Raw genomic sequence first — 17,254 nt, 5'->3', positions numbered from 1 at the left:
TGCCGTACCTCTCTCAGTCCCAGTCCAGGCCGCCGCGCCGCCATACGTAGGCGTAGGCGACGAAGACCGCGACGATGAACATGACCATCTCCACGAAGCCGAAGATCGGCAGGGCGTCGAAGGAGACCGCCCAGGGGTAGAGGAAGATGATCTCGATGTCGAAGACGATGAAGAGCATCGCCGTCAGGTAGAACTTGACCGGGAACCGGCCACCGCCGACCGGCTGGGGGCTCGGCTCGATGCCGCACTCGTAGGCTTCGAGCTTGGCCTTGTTGAAGCGCCGGGGACCGGCGAAGCGGGCGGCGGCCACGGAGAACAGCGAGAACCCCGCGGCGAGGGCGAACAGCCCGATGATCGGTGCGTAAGGCGAGAGCGTCATCGTTATCTCCTGCTCGTCCTTCCCTGCCTCGGTGGTTGGCGAAAATCACACTATTCACGTCCCTCCCGACCTCGGCCGGCGGGGGTCGATCTTTGTCGGGACCCGGCCGTCGCCGGCCGGGAACCGTTGTCAGACGGTGCCGTCTTCGCTCGCGACTGCGGGGCTCGCAAGCTCACTCCTCGCGCTCACACGGCGGGCGCGACCTTCGTCATCGCGTTGATGACCCGGTCCATCGAGTCGCCGCCGCGCGGGTCGGTCAGGTTGGCCAGCAGCTTGAGCACGAAGCGCATCAGCGTCGGGTGCGGCATGCCGTGCTTGGTGGCCATCCGCATGATCTCCGGACGGCCGATCAGCTTGACGAAGATGCCGCCGAGCCGGTAATAGCCCCCGAGGCGGGCCTTGAGCTCCTGCGGGTACGCCATCAGCGCCCGCTCCCGCTCGGCGCCGGCCGGCCGGGCGAGCGCCTGCACCGCGACCTCGGCGGCCAGCTCACCGGACTCCATCGCGTACGCGATGCCCTCGCCGTTGAACGGGTTGACCATGCCGCCCGAGTCACCGACCAGCAGCACGCCGCGGGTGTAGTGCGGAACCCGGTTGAAGCCCATCGGCAGGGCGGCGCCCAGGATCGGCCCCTCGGCATTGGCCTCGTCGGTCATCCCCCAGTCCTCGGGGGTGTTGGCCAGCCAGTCGGTGAGCAGCCGCCGGTAGTTGGTCTTGCCGAAGGCGGAGGAGGAGTTCAGCACGCCCAGGCCGACGTTGACCCGCCCGTCACCGAGGCCGAAGATCCAGCCGTACCCGGGGAGCAGGTTGTCGCCGCTGTCCTTGCTGCGCAGCTCCAGCCACGACTCCAGGTAGTTGTCGTCGTGCTTGGCGGGCGAGCGGTAGTAGCGCCGGACGGCGACCCCGATCGGCCGGTCCTCCCGCTTGGCGAGCCCGAGGGCGAGCGGGAAGCGGCCGGAGACGCCGTCCGCGGCGACCACCAGGGGCGCGTGGAAGGTGGCCGGCTCATTGTCCGGGCCGACCTCGGCCTGCACGCCGATCACCCGGTCGTCGGCGTCGAGCACCGGGCCGATGACGTTCACGCTGGTCTGCAGCTTCGCCCCGGCCGAGACGGCACGCTGGGCGAGCAGGTCGTCGAAGTCGAGCCGGGTGCGGACCAGGCCGTAGTTGGGGAAGCTGGCCAGGTCGGGCCAGTCCAGTTCGAGGCGTACCCCGCCGCCGATCACCCGCAGGCCCTTGTTGTGCAGCCAACCGGCCTCGGGCGAGGTGTCGACGCCCATCCGGATGAGCTGCCGCACGGCGCGCGGGGTGAGCCCGTCGCCGCAGACCTTCTCCCGGGGGAACTCGGTCTTCTCCAGCAGCAGCACGCGTACGCCGTGCCGCGCCAGGTGGTACGCGGTTGCCGATCCTCCGGGACCGGCGCCCACGACGATCACGTCGGCGTCGTTCTCCACCGCGGTCATCTGCGCCTCCTCCCGCATGCTCGTGAAATGCTTCACAAGCCGATCGGGTTGGAGTCTATGACCGGCGTTACACCCGTAGCCGGTGGGGGGTACCTAACTTCCTGGAAACCCGCCGGTCGGGGTCCACTTCGACGTCACGGACGGGTGCGGACGGCGGCGCCCAGACCGGCGTCGACCCGGATCGTCTCGGGCAGGTGGTCCCGCAGCGCACCCCCGGCGGCGCGGTCGAGCGCGGCGAGCACCTCGGCGACCACCTGACGCACGTCGGCGGGATCGGCGCCAGCCAGCTCCTTGAGCTGCGCGATGAGTTCCGCGGCGTCGTCGTCGGTGGCCGTCGGCGCGGCCGCCTGGTCTGGTCCCGTCATGCGGCGAGCATACGGGGCGAAATGGGACTAAGGCGGATATTCACGAAATAGCCGCTTGTCGCCATACCCCGTCTCGCGCACCGCGCCGCGGTCAGTCGCGGATCGCGCGGTGCAGCGCCACCACACCGCCGGTGAGGTTGCGCCAGGCCACCCGGCCCCAGCCGGCCGCGCCGATCCGCGCCCCCAGCGCCGCCTGGTCGGGCCAGGCCCGGATCGACTCGGCCAGATAGACGTACGCGTCGGGGTTGCTGGAGACCGCGCGCGCCACCGCCGGCAGGGACCGCATCAGGTACGACAGGTAGACCGTACGGAAGGCCGGGTTCACCGGGGTGCTGAACTCGCAGACCACCAGCCGGCCGCCCGGCCTGGTCACCCGGGCCAGCTCGCGCAGCGCGGCATCGGTGTCGTTGACGTTGCGCAGGGCGAAGGAGATGGTCACCGCGTCGAAGCTGGCGTCGGCGAAGGGCAGCCGGAGCGCGTCCCCGGCCAGCAGCGGCACCTGCGGACGGGTCCGCTTGCCGGCGTGCAGCATGCCCAGCGACAGGTCCGCGCCCACCGCGTACGCCCCGGAGTGGGCCAGTTCCTCGGTCGAGACGCCGGTGCCCGCGCCCACGTCGAGCACCCGCTCGCCGGAACGCAGGCCGAGCGCGGCCCGGGTGGCCCGCCGCCAGGACCGGTCCTGCCCGAAGGAGAGCACCGTGTTGGTCAGGTCGTAGCGGGCCGCCACGCCGTCGAACATCGCGGCGACCTCGTGCGGCTGCTTGTCCAGGCTGGCGCGCTGGCCCTGCGGGGTACGGCTCACCCCTCCACTCTGCCAGCCGACCCCGGCCGGACGGTCGACGGGTGCCGGTCGTCCCCGCCGAGGCGCCGAGAGACAGCAGGGGCGGGATGGTGACCCATCCCGCCCCTGCTGCCGTGCGTTATGTGGACGGCCCTCGCGGGCCGATGGAGGACGACCGTCAGGCGGTCGGCTTCTCGTCGCCCGGGGTCACCAGGACCACCCGGCGCCGACGGGCGACCAGGAACATCGCCCCACCCGCGGCCAGCACCGCCACGCCGACCCCGCCGAGCAGACCGGCGTTGGCGCCGGTCACCGGCAGGCCACCGCCGCCGTTGCCGTTGCTGTCCCCGCCGCCGGCGCCGCCCTGGGCGGCCACGACGACAGCGTAGCCGTCGGTGTTGTCGCTGGCGTCGAGGTCGTCGCCCTGGACCGGGGTCATGTTCGCCGGCATGGTCTTGATCTTCGTCGACTGCGGGGCGACGCCCTCCTTCGGCAGGATCGGCTCGACCTCGACGGTGCCACCGCTCAGGGCGCCCGCCTTGACGTCCTTGCCCACCGTCAGGATGTGGTAGAAGCGACCACCGGCGGTGACGTTGTCGCCGTCCTTCGTGTCCTGCTCCTGCGGGACGAACGGAAGGTTGTCGTAGGTGCAGAGGAGCTCGGCCAGGTCGGCGGTGTAGCCGCACTCCGACTCGAGCGGCTCGGCGAAGGTCACGCCCTTGGGCAGCTTGACCTTGACCTTGAGTCCGGCGGTCGGCAGGTCGCCCTGGTTCCACACCGTGTAGATGAGCCGCGCGGTGTCCCCGGCGTGCAGGTCACCGGCGAGCTCGATCTTGCCGCTCTTGACCGTGACGGCGTTCTTCACGTCGTCGGCCAGCACGGTGAGGTCGGCGCCGCTCTGCTTGGTGAACTCGACGGTGGTCGACCTGGTGTTGTTGCCCGCGTTGGTGTCGTCCTTGGACGCGATAGTGATGCTCACCGGGGCGCTGTACGCCTCGTCCAGCGAGTCGACCAGCTTGATCAGGAAGATCGGCACGTCGAGGGTCTCGCCCGCGCCCGGCAGGTCGGCCTGGGGGACGGAGCAGGTGATGGCCGTCGGCTGGTCGCCGTCGCCCTCGGCGGTGCAGTCGTCGCCGTTGACGGCGGGGATGACGCCGACCTTGCTCCAGTCGACCTTGGCGAACTCGGCGCGGACGGTCAGCTCGGACGGGGTGTTCTCGCCCTTGTTGGTCACCTTGGCAAAGGCGACCTTGTAGGCGGCGTTGTCAGCGACCCGGGTGCCCACCACGTCGAGCGAGAGGTCCGTCGCGGTGCCTGCGGCCTGGGCCGGCGCGCCGAGCGCGGTGAACGCGCCGGAGGCGAGCAGCGCGGCGGCGCCGAGCCGCACCAGCGGCCGGTTACGGAAGATCATGGGAAGGAGCCCCCCGTGGGGTGAAGGAAAGGTACGAGCGGGCACGTTAGCGGTACCCGATCACCCCCGCCACCCCGCGCGCCGAGGCTTCACCACCTGCACGACTAAGAGTCACTTAAGGATTGTCCGGATTGATGACTATTGTTGCGCGTAACCCCGGGCACCCCTCGGCTGAAGAGGCAGCACGAACAGCCCCTCCGGCAACCACACACTGACCGTTCGGCCGATCGCTCCTCAGCTCGGGACGGTCACCGACGGGCAGCGGGGCGTCGCGGGACGTCGATGGAAGGGTCAGTTGACCTCAACGAGGGGCAGCGACTTCCCGGCCCCGCCGCCCGGCAGGGCGATCGAGGAGAAGTGCGAGACCACCCGGTCGTCGCTCGGGTCGTCGGCCGGCGTCCGGTGCACGGCGAGACGGTGGTAGAGGGTGTCACGCTGCGCCGGGATCCGGCCGGCAGAACGGATCATCCCGATCAGCTCGTGCAGGTTGGAGCGGTGCCGGGCGCCCGCCGAGGAGATGACGTTCTCCTCCAGCATGATCGAGCCGAGGTCGTCCACGCCCATGTGCAGGGCGAGCTGGCCGGCGTCCTTGCCGGTGGTCAGCCAGGAGGCCTGCAGGTGCGGCACCGTCTCGAAGAAGAGCCGGGCCACCGCGACCAGCCGCAGGTATTCCAGCGTGGTGGCCTGGGTGCGGCCCTTGAGGTGGTTGTTCTCCGGCTGGTACGTCCACGGGATGAAGGCGCGGAAGCCCTTGGTGCGGTCCTGCACGTCGCGGATCATCCGCAGGTGCTCGATCCGCTCGGCGTTGGTCTCGCCGGTGCCCATCATCATGGTCGCGGTGGACTCGATGCCCTGCCGGTGCGCCAGCTCCATCACCTCGAGCCAGCGCGCCCCGGACTCCTTCAGCGGGGCGATCGCCTTGCGCGGGCGGTCCGGCAGCATCTCCGCGCCGGCCCCGGCGATCGAGTCCAGCCCGGCCACCTTGATCCGGGCGATGGCCTCGTCCAGGCCGACCCCGGAGACCTTGGCCATGTGCAGGATCTCGCTCGGCCCGATGGAGTGGATGGCGAGCTGCGGATAGGCCTGCTTGACCGAGGAGAAGAGCTCCTCGTAGTACTCGACGCCGTAGTCCGGGTGGTGGCCACCCTGAAGCATGACCTGGGTGGCGCCCAGCTCGACCGCCTCGCCGCACCGGCGCAGGATCTCCTCGGTCGGGTGGGTCCACCCTTCCTTGTGCTTGGGGGCCCGATAGAACGCGCAGAACTTGCACGCCGTCACGCAGACGTTCGTGTAGTTGATGTTGCGGTCGATCAGGTACGTGACGATGCCGTCCGGGTAGCGCCGACGCCGCACCGCGTCCGCCGCCTCGCCGAGGGCGTGGAAGGGCGCCTCGGTGTAGAGCAGCAGGGCCTCCTCGGGCGTGATCCGCCCGCCGTCCGCGCCGCGCTGCAGGATGTCGTCGATCTCCCGGCTCACCGTCACGCCCCGAGCCTACGTCGCCCGTCCGGGCGCCGACACGCCCCTCCGCTCCGGGTGACAATCGCCCCAGCACGGTTCAGTCCATCCCGAGCTCACATGTCACGCGTCGTAGTCGACCGTCAACTGGTCGGTCACCGGACTCGACTGGCAGGTGAGGACGTACCCGGCGGCCACCTCGTCCGGTTCCAGCGCGTAGTTGCGGGCCATGGTGACCGCACCGGAGACGATCTTCGCCTTGCAGGTCGAGCAGACCCCGCCCTTGCAGGCGTACGGCAGCTCGCCGCGGACCTTCAGCGCCGCGTCCAGCACCCGCTCGTCGCGGCCCATGGTGAAGGCCGACGAGCGGCCGTCCAGCACGATCGTCACCTCGGCGCCCGCGCCGGGCTCGTCGCCGGGACGGCGCACCGGCTCCGGCGGCGCGTCGACGTGGAACAGCTCGGTGTGCACCGCCGACTCCGGCAGCCCGCGGGCCGTCAGCACCGCCTTCGCGTCGACCACCATCTGGTACGGGCCGCAGAGGAACCACTCCTCGATGGCGTCCCCCGGCACGATGGTGTCGAGCAGCCGGCCCAGCCGGCCGGCGTCGATCCGCCCCGACAGCAGCGGCGACTCGCCCTGCTCGCGGGAGAGCACGTGCACCAGGTGCAGCCGGGTCGGGTAGCGGTCCTTCAGGTCGGCCAGCTCCTCGGCGAACATCACCGTGTTCGCCGTGCGGTTGCCGTACACCAGGGTGAAGGTGCTGGCCGGCTCGACGGCCAGCGCGGTCGCGACCAGCGCGAGCACCGGGGTGATGCCGGAACCGGCGACCACCGCGCCGTAGTGGCGGACCCGGTCCGGGGCGAACGCGGTGGTGAAGTGACCGAGCGGGGGCAGCACCTCGACGGTGTCGCCGTGCCGCAGCGCGCCGCAGGCGTAGGCCGAGAAGGCGCCGCCGGGGATCTCCCGCACCCCGATCCGCAGCCGGCCGTGCCGCGCCAGGTCGTCCGGCATGGAGCAGATCGAGTACGACCGCCGCACGTCCTCGCCGTGCTCTCCCGTGGAGCCGATCGGGCGCCGCACGGTCAGGTGCTGGCCGGCGGAGAACGCGAAGGTCTCCCGCAGCGCCTCCGGCACGGCGAAGGTGATCGCCACGGCGTCGTCGGTGAGCCGGTCGACGGCGGCCACGGGCAGCGGGTGGAAGGCCGGCCGGCGACGGACCGGTCGGGTGATGGTGACAGTCACAGCGCCTTCAGGTGGTCGAAGGGTTCGGAGCAGGAGCGGCAGCGCCACAACGCCTTGCACGCGGTGGAGCCGAACCGGCTGACCTGCTCGGTCTCCGGGGAGCCGCAGCGCGGGCAGCGCACGGCGAGGGTCAGCGGCACGACGGTGCCGGTCCGGACCGGCGCGGGCGGGGCGATGCCGGCGGCGGCGAGCTTCGCCCGGCCGCTGTCGGAGATCCAGTCGGTGCTCCAGGCCGGGCTGTAGACCGTCCGGACCTCGACGTCCGGGTGGCCGGCGGCGGTGAGCGCCCGGCGGACGTCCGCGCGGATCACGTCCATCGCCGGGCAGCCGGTGTAGGTGGGGGTGATGGTGACGACGACCCGGCCGGTGGCCGGATCCTCCTCGACCGCCCGCAGGATGCCCAGCTCGTCGATGGTGATGACCCGGATCTCCGGATCCACCACCGCCGCCGCGGCCGCCCTCGGGTCAGTCACCACTTCGCCCCCGGGTGCGCCCGGTGCAGCACCTGCATCTCCGCGAGCAGGTACGACAGCTGCTCGGTGTGCACGCCGTCCCGCCCACCGGCCGGCGCCCAGCCGTCCGCCGGCCTGGTCAGCGTCGCCTCGTCGAGCACGGCGGAGACGACGGTGTCGAAGTCGGCCCGCAGGGTGGCCTGGTCGACCGGCGCCGCCGGGTCCCCCGTGAACAGCTCGTGGGTGTACGGCCAGACCTGGTCGACCGCCGCCTGCATCCGGCGGTGCGACTCCTCGGTGCCGTCGCCGAGCCGCCGCACCCAGAGCGAGGCGTGATCCAGGTGGTACGCCGACTCCTTGCGCGCCTTGGCGCCGATCGCGGCCAGCCGCTCGTCGGCGCACCCGGCCAGCGCGGTGTACAGCGGCAACTGGTACGCGGACAGGAAGAACAGCTTCGCCATGGTCACCGCGAAGTCGCCGTTGGGCAGCTCGACCAGAAGGCAGTTGCGGAACTCCCGGTCGTCGCGGAGGTACGCCAGCGCGTCCTCGTCCCGTCCCGCGCCCTCCAGCTCACCCGCGTACGTCAGCAGCAGGCGGGCCGCGCCGAGCTGGTCGAGGGCGATGTTGGCCAGCGCGATGTCCTCCTCCATCTCGGGCGCGCGGGTGGCCCACTCGCCGAGCCGCTGCGCCGCGATCAGCGCGTCGTCGCCGAGCCGGAGAGCGAAGTCGAAGGGGCCGGTCACAGGTGAGCCACCCCGTCCGGCACCTCGTAGAAGGTGGGGTGGCGGTAGACCTTGTCGGCGGCCGGGTCGAAGAAGGCATCCTTCTCGTCCGGGCTGGACGCGGTGATCGCGCCGGCCGGCACCACCCAGATGGAGACGCCCTCCTGGCGGCGGGTGTAGAGGTCCCGCGCGTTGTGCAGGGCCAGCTCGGCGTCGGGGGCGTGCAGGCTGCCGACGTGGGTGTGCGACAGCCCGCGGCGGGCCCGCACGAAGACCTCCCACAGAGGCGAAGGATTCCCCGCGCTGAGCCGACCGGTTCGCTCGCTACGCTCGCTCACGCCGCCACCTTCTCCCTGTTCTCCGCCCGCTTGGCGGCGTACGCCGTGGCGGCCTCGCGTACCCAGGCACCGTCGTCGTGGGCGGCCCGGCGGTGGTCCATCCGCTGCCGGTTGCACGGCCCGTTGCCCTTGATCACCTGCATCAGCTCGTCGTAGTCGGGCTGGGTGTAGTCGTACGCCTGCCGCTCGTCGTTCCAGCGCAGGTCCGGGTCGGGGATGGTGAGGCCGAGGATCTCGGCCTGCTGCACGCACATGTCCACGAAGCGCTGGCGCAGCTCGTCGTTGGAGAACCGCTTGATCTTCCAGGCCATGGACTGGGCGGAGTGGGTGGAGTCGCCGTCCGGCGGGCCGAACATCGCCAGCGATGGGTACCACCAGCGGTCCACGGCGTCCTGGGCCATCGCCTTCTGCCCGGGGGTGCCGTGCGCCAGCACGTGCAGGATCTCGTACCCCTGGCGCTGGTGGAAGGACTCCTCCTTGCAGACCCGGATCATCGCCCGCGCGTACGGCCCGTAGGAGCAGCGGCAGAGCGGGACCTGGTTGACGATCGCCGCGCCGTCCACCAGCCAGCCGATCGCGCCCACGTCGGCCCAGGTCAGCGTCGGGTAGTTGAAGATCGAGCTGTACTTCTGCCTGCCATTCAGCAGCAGCTCGACCAGCTCGTCCCGGCTGATGCCGAGGGTCTCCGCGGCGGCGTAGAGGTAGAGGCCGTGGCCGGCCTCGTCCTGCACCTTGGCCAGCAGGATCGCCTTGCGCTTGAGCGAGGGGGCGCGGCTGATCCAGTTCCCCTCGGGCTGCATCCCGATGATCTCGGAGTGCGCGTGCTGGGCGATCTGCCGGATCAGCGTCTTCCGGTACGCCTCCGGCATCCAGTCGCGCGGTTCGATCTTCTGATCGGCCTCGACCACGTCGGTGAAGTACGCCTCGAGGTCCTCGCCGGGGGCCGGTCCGCCGCGCCGGGCCCGGGCGGCGGCCTCCCGCAGCGCCGTCTCCGCCGCCTCCACCTCGCCGAGCAGGCCACCGCCGGGCGCGTCCTCCGGGGCGGGGAAGTCGTTGCCATACATGGGGCCAGTGTTACAGCTTCCAGCGGAAGACACCAGAGGGTGTAACAGAAATCCGTACGCACCTTGCGTCACCGGTTGACCGCTTCGGGTAAGCCCCGCTGAGCTGCGTAAACCTGTGACATCGACCACCCACGGAACACGAATCCTCTCAAGCGCGGCATAGCGGCCGATTGCCCCGTCTCCACGGCGAGTTGAGAGGCGTCAGGTTCTGGCGTCCGGCCTGTCCAGAAGTAGACTTCCCCCGGCACACCGATCGGCTGCTGACGATCGCCACCGGCTCAAGGCCACTCCCCCGGCCTCGGCGATCAGGCCGAACCCATTCGGACATGCCGGTCCCCCCGGCCAGACATCTGGAGCTCATCCACTCATGCGACCTCGCGTGGCCATGGTGCTCGCCATCGTGGCGGTCCTCATCGGTGGCGTCATGCTGGTGCCCGCCGCGTACGCCCGCCTCTCCGGCGGCGACAGCATCGGCGGCATCGGCGGCGGGGAGAATGTGCCCGCCCCCGCGCCCACCACGCCGCCCCCGCCGACCCTGGCCGCCGGCCCGGTCTCGGTGAACTTCAAGGGGCAGTTCTTCTCCTGGGCGCTGATGGACCGGACGACCGGGGAGATCAGCGGTGCCCCCAACATGACCGCGACCAACTCGACCGAGTCGATGATCAAGATCTGGTTTGCCTCGGACTACCTCGAGCAGCTCGGCGACAAGCCCGTCCCGGCCGAGAAGCGCAAGCAGATCACCGCCGCGATCCGGGACAGCAACGACATCGCCGCCAACGCGCTCTACAAGGCGGCCGGTAGCGCGGCCTCGATCAAGCGGATGGTCAGCACCTGCGGGCTCACCGACACCAAGCCGGGCAACGTCCCCGGCTACAGCGGCTGGTGGAGCTTCACCCGGATGTCTCCCCGGGACGCGACCCGGCTCGGCGACTGCGTCGCCGACGGCAAGGCCGCCGGACCGAAGTGGACCAAGCTCGTGCTGGACGAGATGAGCAAGGTTCGCGGCAGCGTCGACGTCCAGCAGGCCAAGTCCGGCGGTGGCAAGTGGGGCATCGTCGACGGCCTGCCCGACGAGATCAAGGCCCAGGGCCCGGTGAGCATCAAGAACGGCTGGACGTCGCTCCTCTACGACGGGAACTGGCACGTCAACTGCTTGGCCGTCACCGACAAGTGGAGCCTCGCGGTGATGATGCGCTACCCCGACGGCAGCGGCCTGAAGTACGGCGCGAAGGTCTGCGCCAGCGTCGCCACCCAGCTGGTGACCCCGCAGCCCGGCGCCGCCCTGAAGGTGCCCCAGCAGCCGGTCGGGAAGCTCTGATGGCCGGCAGCCGGCGCCGTCCGGGCAACCATCACCGGCCCCTGATGTTCAGCGCGGTCGCCGTCGTCCTGGTCGGCCTGGTGCTGGTCTCGCTCCGCCTGGTCCCCGGCTCCCCGCTGCGCCCCGCCGCCGCCACCCACTCCGCCGGGCCGGCCGGCCGGTCCACCACCGGGCCCACCGACCGCAGCAACCGGCGTCAGCCGGCCCCGTCGCCGTCGCCCTCCCTGCAGCCGCTGCCGTTCCAGGCCCAGGAGCTCGACCTCAACATCAAGGGCTGGTACGCCTGGAGCGTGCTGGACAAGCGGACCGGCCAGATCATCGGCTCGAAGAACATGGGCGAGACCAGCACCACCGCCTCGATGATCAAGTCCTGGGTCGTCGCCGACTACCTGCGCCGGGCGAACGAGGCCGGGCAGACCCCGAGCGGCGCCAAGCTCGCCGACGCCACCAAGATCATTCGGGACAGCGACAACACCCGGGCCGAGCAGTTCTACAACGGCGTCGGCCGGGCCGCCTCGATCAAGCGGCTGATCTCGACCTGCAAGCTCACCGACAGCAAGGTGGCCAGCGACGGTGGCTGGAGCCGGACGAACCTGTCGCCGCGGGACACCGCCCGGCTCGGGCTCTGCATCTCCGACGGCCGCGCCGCCGGACCGAAGTGGACCAAGTGGCTGCTCAACGAGATGCGGCTGGTCCGGGGTGCGGGCGACTTCGGCATCCGCAAGGCGTTCCCGGCCGCGGAGCAGAAGACCATCGCCATCAAGAACGGCTGGATCGACCGGACCCGCGAGCAGGAGATGCACATCAACTGCCTGGCCGTCGGCGACACCTGGACGATGGGCGTGATGGTCCGCTACCCGATCACCATGGGCTACGAGTACGGTATGACGAACTGCCGGAAGATCACCGAGGCGCTGCTCCGCCCGGCCACCTGAGCCAGTTCTTCACTTCGCCGACGTGGCGGTGTCCCGGTAGCCGGGATGCCGCCACGTCGCCGTTTCAGCGGGAACCGGCCGGCCCCGACCCGCCGGGGTCAGCCGGCGAAGAACTCCGGGCCACCCTCGGGCAGGGCCGGAGCCTCGCCGAGCGCGGCGGCCCGCCGGGCGAACTCGCGCAGCCCGGCCACCTGCCGCTCGCCGAGGGAGAAGTCGAGGGTGCGGAAGTAGGTCGCCAGGGTCGCCGCGTCGAACGGCTCCCAGCGCGCGGCCGCCTCGGCGACCTGATCCAGCTCGGCGAGGCAGAGGTCACGCGAGCGAAGGAACGCCTCGTGCACCTCCTTGACCAGGCCGGGGTGGGCGGCGGCGAAGTCGCGACGGACCGCCCAGACGGCGAAGACCATCGGCAGGCCCGTCCACTCCCGCCAGGCCTGGCCGAGGTCGGTGACCTCCAGGCCCCGGCGGGGCGCCTCGTAGAGGGCGCGCAGCGCCACGTCCCCGATCAGCACCCCGGCGTCGGCCTCCAGCAGCATCTGGGTCAGGTCCGGCGGGCAGCGGAAGTACTCGGGATGGACGCCGTACCGCTCGCCGAGCAGAAGCTGGGCCAGGAGGACGCCGGTCCGGGAGGTCGAGCCGAGCGCGACCCGGCCGCCGTCCAGCTCGGCGAGGGGCTTGGTGGAGACCACGTTGACCGAGAGCACCGGGCCGTCGCTGCCGACCGCCAGGTCCGGCAGGAGCAGCAGCTCGTCGGCGTGCCGCAGGTACTCCACGTGCGAGATCGGCCCGATGTCCAGGTCGCCGGCGACCAGCGCCGCGCTCAGCCGGTCCGGCGAGTCCTTGTGCAGGTCGACGTCGAGCAGCGCGCCGGACCGCATCAGACCCCAGTAGATCGGCAGGCAGTTCAGGAACTGGATGTGTCCGACCCGGGGGCGGGCGATGCGGTCAGCCATGCCCCGACCGTATCCCCGCCGCCGACCGCAGGCTCACCGGGAGGGCGTCGGAGTGGCCAACTCCGCACCACTGGCCCGGTCGACCTCCAGGTGCACGACGCCGGGGAGCGCGGCAGCCGGGGTGGCGACCCGCTCCGCGCGTACCGCGCGCCGCACCGGCGCCGCCACGGCGGCGACCACCAGCAGGCCGACCACCCCGCAGGCGGCGACCAGCGGCCGAGGTTCGGCCACCTCCAGCAGCAGCCCGCCGACCAGGTAACCGGCCATTCCGGCCCCCTGGACCGCGGCGCCGAAGACGGCGAAAGCCCGGCCCCGGGACGCCTCGGGAACCCGCCGGGCGAGCAGCAGGTTGTTGAAGACATTGTCGCCGCCGTTGGCCACGCCGCCGAGCAGCCAGATCGGCACGAGCAGCAGGGCGGACGGCACCGCCGCCGAGGCCAGGACAGCCAGGCAGCAGCCGCCGAGCAGGGCCAGACCGGCACCGAGCAGCGCACCGTCGTCCGCCAGCCGCCGGGAGAGCCGGGCGAAGAGCCAGCCGCCGAGCACGATGCCGAGCGTCCAGGCACCGGTCACCACGCCGTACACGGTGGTGGTGCTGCCCAGGGTCTCCCGGATGAAGAAGACCTCGATCACGTTGATCGCTCCGACCGCACCCACCACCGCGGCGAGGGTGCCGACCATCACGAACAGCAGCGGGTCCCGGCGCAGCCGCCAGGTGGGATGCGCGCCGCCGGCGGCGGTCGGCTCCGGGCGCCGCCGGCCGCCCCGTCGGGTGCGGATGAGCAGCCCGGCCGCCACCAGCGCGAGGTAGCTGCCGGCGTCGACGAGCAGCGGCAGGCGTGCGCCGAACCCGCCGACCAGCAGCCCGGCCAGCGCCGGCCCGGCGAGCGCACCGAGGGTGCCGGCGGTCTGGTTGAGCGCGCCGGCCCGGGGCAGGTCCTCGGCCCGGACCATGGCGGGCACCAAGGCGGCGAGCACCGGCTGAGTGACCGCGAGACCGGCGGCGAGCAGCGCCACCAGGGCGATCACCAGGGCCGGATGCCCGGCATACGCCAAGGCGAGGCAGACTCCCGCCTGGGCGAGCCCGGTGACGGCCAGCAGGGTGCGGCTGTCGATCCGGTCGGCGAGCCGCCCGGTCAGCGGGGCGAGCGCCACCAGCGGCAGGGTTGCGGCGAGCAGCAGGCCGGAGACGGCCATGCCGCCCGCCCCGGCCGACTGGAGGGACAGGGTGAGGGCACTCGCGGCGAGAAAATCGCCACAGCTTGAGATGCCCCGGGCAGCCGTGGTCAGCCAGACGTCGGACCAACGCGACGGACCAGATGCGAAGGACATACTTCGAAAATAATGCTTCACATATGGTGGGCACAACCCCCGTCGCCGTCAATCGATGGGCAGCGTCCGGTACTGCACGGCGACGGTGCGGGCCCCCTCGGGTGGATCGGCCACCCGCAGACGGCGCCGGTACGGGCCCATCAGCTCGTGGATCGCCTCGTTCAGCCCGGCCAGTTCCGCTGCGGTGAGCAGCAGGAGCGTGTCGCTGAACCAGGCGGCGTGGTACCACTCGGTCGGCTCGTCCGGTGCCCGTCGAATCCATTCGCGGGTCCGCTGGCTGTCGCGCGCGAGGTGGGCCTCCACCAGGGCCAGCTCGGCGTCCCGTGCGTCCGGGTCGGCGGCCTGGCCGGACTCCACGGAGTAGGAGGGGCTGAACGACCGCCACACCCGCTCCCGGGCGTCACCCCGGCTCGGCGCCGGCTCGATCAGCCCGAACTTCGCCAACGCCCGCAGGTGGTAGCTCGTCGCGCTCGGCGACAGGCCGGCGATCTCGGCGCACTCGGTGGCCGTCGCGCCGCCCTCCAGCGAGCTGAGATGTTCCATGATCGCGAGTCGGGCCGGATGGGCCAGCGCCCGCATCACCTGCGGGTCGCTGATCGTCACCCGGCGCTGCTCGGGGCGCGCCTCGGTCATGCCCCTATGATCCCGCCCCCGCTCCGCCTGTGCCGACGGGCGGGCCCCGGTCGTGGGCGCGCGGGACGAGCCACCGCCGGGCCGGATCGGAAATGCGTGGCCGGCGGCGACGACGGGGCGTAACGTAGATCGCCGCGCGCGAGGCCGCGCGCCACCTCGCCACCGGGCACAGCCGGCACCGCGTCTGACGGAGCGCCGGGCGGCCCAGGTCAACCGATCACACGAACGCACCGGAAGGTCGCCTCGGATGACCCTTGCCGCCGACTCCCACCTCGCCAGCCCGCCCGCCCGACCCGACAACCCACCCGGCGACGACCTGGACACCCAGCTCGCCGCCGAACGCGCCCACCTGGACACCTCCCGGATCGCGCTGCGCCGGATGCGGGAACGCGCCGAAGCCCTCTTCGCCGGGGGCGAGCAGGTCGCCGGCGACCCGTACGCGGCGGAGATGCTGGGCCGGACCCTCGCCCGGCGGGTCGCCGAACTCGCCGACGACCCGACCACCCCGCTCTTCTTCGGCCGGCTGGCCTTCGGCACGGCGGATCCCGACCACGTCGGGCGGGAGTACCACGTCGGGCGGCGGCACGTCACCGACGCGGCGGGCGAGCCGCTGGTGCTGGACTGGCGGGCGCCGGTCTCCCGGTCGTTCTACCGGGCCAGCGCCCGCGACCCGCAGGGCGTCGCGGTCCGGCGGCGCTTCGGCTTCAGCAGCGGCCTGCTGACCAGCTTCGAGGACGAACACCTGGACCGGGGCGAGGAGCTGGGCACGGCCAGCCGGATCCTCACCGCCGAGATCGAACGCCCCCGCGTCGGGCCGATGCGGGACATCGTCGCCACCATCCAGCCCGAACAGGACGAGCTGGTCCGCGCCGACCTGGCCGACTCGATCTGCGTCCAGGGGGCGCCCGGCACCGGCAAGACCGCGGTCGGGCTGCACCGGGCCGCGTACCTGCTCTACCTGCACCGGGAGCGGCTGCGCCGCTCGGGCGTGCTGATCGTCGGGCCGAACCGGGCCTTCCTGTCGTACATCGCGGCGGTGCTGCCGGCGCTGGGCGAGGTCGAGGTCGCGCAGGCGACCGTGGAGGACCTGCTCACCCGGGTGCCGGTCCGGGCCGTCGACGACCCGGCCGTCGCCACCCTCAAGCACGACGTCCGGATGGCCGACGTGCTGCGCCGCGCGGTCGACGCGCACATCGGCACGCCGACCGAGCCGATCATGGTCTCGGACGGCTCGTTCCGCTGGCGGATCGGCCTCGACCCGTTGCACCGGGTGGTCGAGGAGACCCGCCGGGAAGGGCTGCCGTACGCGACCGGCCGGGAGCGCGTCCGGGCCCGGGTGGTGGGGCTGCTGCAACGCCAGTCGGAGGCGCGCCGGGCCGAGTCGCCGAGCGACCCCTGGCTGCGCCGGATGGGCAAGTCGAAGCCGGTCACCGCCTTCCTCGACGCGGTCTGGCCGGCGCTCACCCCGGAGGGGCTGGTGCACACCCTGGTCGCGGACCCCGACGCCCTCGCCGCCGCCGCGGACGGGCTGCTCAGCGCCGAGGAGCAGGCACTCCTGGCGACCGGGACGAGGCCGGGACGCACGCCGAAGGCGACGAAGTGGACCGCCGCCGACGCGGTGCTGATCGACGAGGCCGCCGGGCTGATCGAGCGGCCGGCCGGCTTCGGCCACGTGGTGGTCGACGAGGCGCAGGACCTCTCCCCGATGCAGTGCCGGGCCATCGCCCGGCGCAGCGAGCACGGCTCGATCACCCTCCTCGGCGACCTGGCCCAGGGCACCGCGCCGTGGGCCGCCACCGACTGGCGGGAGTCGCTGGCCCACCTCGGCAAGCCGGACGCGGTCGTGGTGCCGCTGAGCGTCGGCTTCCGGGTGCCGGCCGCGGTGGTCGAGTTCGCCAACCGGCTACTGCCGGCGCTGGCCGTCGACGTACCGCCGGCCGAGTCGCTGCGCCGCGACGGCGCGCTGGACGTGCGTAACGTGGCCGACCTGACCGTGGCGACGGTGGCCGAGGTGCGGGCGGCGCTCGCGCACGACGGCTCGGTCGGCGTGATCGCCGCCGACGACGCGGTGGACCGGCTCCGGGCGGCGCTCGCAGACGCGGGCGTCGAGACCGCGAGCGCCGAGGACGTGGCGACCGCGGCGCGCGTCACGGTGGTGCCCGCGACGCTGGTCAAGGGCCTGGAGTACGACCACGTCGTGGTCGTCGAGCCGGCCGCGATCGTCGCGGCCGAGCCGCGCGGGCTGCACCGCCTCTACGTGGTGCTGACCCGGGCGGTCTCCCGGCTCTCGGTGCTGCACACCGCGCCGCTGCCCGACCCGTTGGCCGGCTGAACGGCCCGCGCCCCGTCCGGGCGGCTCGACGGCCGATCGTCCTCGCCCGGCGGACCGGGGCGACGCCGGTGTGTCCCGT

17 protein-coding genes are annotated in these 17,254 nt (G+C 72.2%); 3 read left to right on the top strand and 14 right to left on the bottom strand.

Annotation, left to right across the window (positions count from 1 at the left end; all coding sequences use genetic code 11):
- Nucleotides 1-13: 13 nt before the first annotated feature.
- From SLP03_RS07150 to paaA, 11 genes are all read right to left on the bottom strand, one after another.
- Nucleotides 14-379: an NADH-quinone oxidoreductase subunit A gene (locus SLP03_RS07150; protein WP_319459727.1), complete on the bottom strand. Its 366-nt coding sequence runs from the start codon at nucleotides 377-379 to the stop codon at nucleotides 14-16.
- A gap of 185 nt (nucleotides 380-564) precedes the next feature.
- Nucleotides 565-1,842, bottom strand: coding sequence for a geranylgeranyl reductase family protein (locus SLP03_RS07145; RefSeq protein ID WP_319459726.1), 1,278 nt, complete (start codon nucleotides 1,840-1,842; stop codon nucleotides 565-567).
- A 134-nt stretch (nucleotides 1,843-1,976) separates the two neighbouring features.
- The gene (locus SLP03_RS07140) at nucleotides 1,977-2,207 is read right to left on the bottom strand and encodes a hypothetical protein (RefSeq protein WP_319459725.1); all 231 of its coding nucleotides are present in this window, start codon (nucleotides 2,205-2,207) and stop codon (nucleotides 1,977-1,979) included.
- Nucleotides 2,208-2,298: 91 nt separating this feature from the next.
- Nucleotides 2,299-3,009, bottom strand: coding sequence for a demethylmenaquinone methyltransferase (locus SLP03_RS07135; RefSeq protein ID WP_319459724.1), 711 nt, complete (start codon nucleotides 3,007-3,009; stop codon nucleotides 2,299-2,301).
- Nucleotides 3,010-3,166: 157 nt separating this feature from the next.
- Complete coding sequence (locus tag SLP03_RS07130; RefSeq protein WP_319459723.1) at nucleotides 3,167-4,399, bottom strand: hypothetical protein; 1,233 nt, start codon at nucleotides 4,397-4,399, stop codon at nucleotides 3,167-3,169.
- 291 nt (nucleotides 4,400-4,690) lie between these two features.
- Nucleotides 4,691-5,881, bottom strand: coding sequence for a cyclic dehypoxanthinyl futalosine synthase (mqnC, locus tag SLP03_RS07125; RefSeq protein WP_319459722.1), 1,191 nt, complete (start codon nucleotides 5,879-5,881; stop codon nucleotides 4,691-4,693).
- A gap of 96 nt (nucleotides 5,882-5,977) precedes the next feature.
- Nucleotides 5,978-7,099 carry a 1,2-phenylacetyl-CoA epoxidase subunit PaaE gene (paaE, locus tag SLP03_RS07120; protein ID WP_319459721.1) on the bottom strand — a complete coding sequence of 374 codons (1,122 nt, stop codon included), beginning with the start codon at nucleotides 7,097-7,099 and terminating at the stop codon, nucleotides 5,978-5,980.
- On the bottom strand, nucleotides 7,096-7,572 hold the full coding sequence (paaD, locus tag SLP03_RS07115; RefSeq protein WP_319459720.1) for a 1,2-phenylacetyl-CoA epoxidase subunit PaaD: 477 nt from the start codon (nucleotides 7,570-7,572) through the stop codon (nucleotides 7,096-7,098). The genes paaE and paaD overlap by 4 nt, the downstream gene beginning before the upstream one ends.
- On the bottom strand, nucleotides 7,569-8,294 hold the full coding sequence (gene paaC / locus SLP03_RS07110) for a 1,2-phenylacetyl-CoA epoxidase subunit PaaC (protein WP_319459719.1): 726 nt from the start codon (nucleotides 8,292-8,294) through the stop codon (nucleotides 7,569-7,571). The genes paaD and paaC overlap by 4 nt, the downstream gene beginning before the upstream one ends.
- Nucleotides 8,291-8,611, bottom strand: coding sequence for a 1,2-phenylacetyl-CoA epoxidase subunit PaaB (paaB, locus tag SLP03_RS07105; RefSeq protein WP_319459718.1), 321 nt, complete (start codon nucleotides 8,609-8,611; stop codon nucleotides 8,291-8,293). The genes paaC and paaB overlap by 4 nt, the downstream gene beginning before the upstream one ends.
- Nucleotides 8,608-9,675 carry a 1,2-phenylacetyl-CoA epoxidase subunit PaaA gene (gene paaA / locus SLP03_RS07100; RefSeq protein ID WP_319459717.1) on the bottom strand — a complete coding sequence of 356 codons (1,068 nt, stop codon included), beginning with the start codon at nucleotides 9,673-9,675 and terminating at the stop codon, nucleotides 8,608-8,610. The genes paaB and paaA overlap by 4 nt, the downstream gene beginning before the upstream one ends.
- Before the next feature lie 367 nt (nucleotides 9,676-10,042).
- On the opposite strand from paaA, the gene SLP03_RS07095 reads away from it, so the two are divergent.
- Both SLP03_RS07095 and SLP03_RS07090 read left to right on the top strand, forming a co-directional pair.
- Nucleotides 10,043-10,993 (top strand): serine hydrolase, encoded by a 951-nt coding sequence (locus tag SLP03_RS07095; protein ID WP_319459716.1) that lies wholly within the window; start codon nucleotides 10,043-10,045, stop codon nucleotides 10,991-10,993.
- Nucleotides 10,993-11,928, top strand: coding sequence for a hypothetical protein (locus tag SLP03_RS07090; RefSeq protein ID WP_319459715.1), 936 nt, complete (start codon nucleotides 10,993-10,995; stop codon nucleotides 11,926-11,928). The genes SLP03_RS07095 and SLP03_RS07090 overlap by 1 nt, the downstream gene beginning before the upstream one ends.
- Nucleotides 11,929-12,026: 98 nt before the next feature.
- On the opposite strand, the gene SLP03_RS07085 is transcribed toward SLP03_RS07090, so the two are convergent.
- From SLP03_RS07085 to SLP03_RS07075, 3 genes are read right to left on the bottom strand one after another with little or no spacing between them, the layout of a single operon-like run.
- Entirely contained in the window at nucleotides 12,027-12,878 is an 852-nt protein-coding gene (locus SLP03_RS07085; RefSeq protein ID WP_319459714.1) for a menaquinone biosynthesis protein, read from the bottom strand.
- Nucleotides 12,879-12,911: 33 nt separating this feature from the next.
- Nucleotides 12,912-14,210 (bottom strand): MFS transporter, encoded by a 1,299-nt coding sequence (locus SLP03_RS07080; RefSeq protein ID WP_319459713.1) that lies wholly within the window; start codon nucleotides 14,208-14,210, stop codon nucleotides 12,912-12,914.
- Between the two features lie 48 nt (nucleotides 14,211-14,258).
- A complete protein-coding gene (locus tag SLP03_RS07075) occupies nucleotides 14,259-14,843 on the bottom strand; it encodes a winged helix-turn-helix domain-containing protein (RefSeq protein WP_319459712.1) in 585 nt (194 codons plus the stop codon).
- Nucleotides 14,844-15,090: 247 nt separating this feature from the next.
- Between SLP03_RS07075 and SLP03_RS07070 the strand changes: the two genes are divergently transcribed.
- Nucleotides 15,091-17,175 carry an AAA family ATPase gene (locus SLP03_RS07070; RefSeq protein ID WP_319459711.1) on the top strand — a complete coding sequence of 695 codons (2,085 nt, stop codon included), beginning with the start codon at nucleotides 15,091-15,093 and terminating at the stop codon, nucleotides 17,173-17,175.
- Nucleotides 17,176-17,254: the final 79 nt, after the last annotated feature.

It is taken from the genome of Micromonospora sp. RTP1Z1 (assembly GCF_033804685.1).
GTDB lineage: Bacteria > Actinomycetota > Actinomycetes > Mycobacteriales > Micromonosporaceae > Micromonospora.
This window is presented reverse-complemented; position numbering and strand designations above follow the sequence as displayed.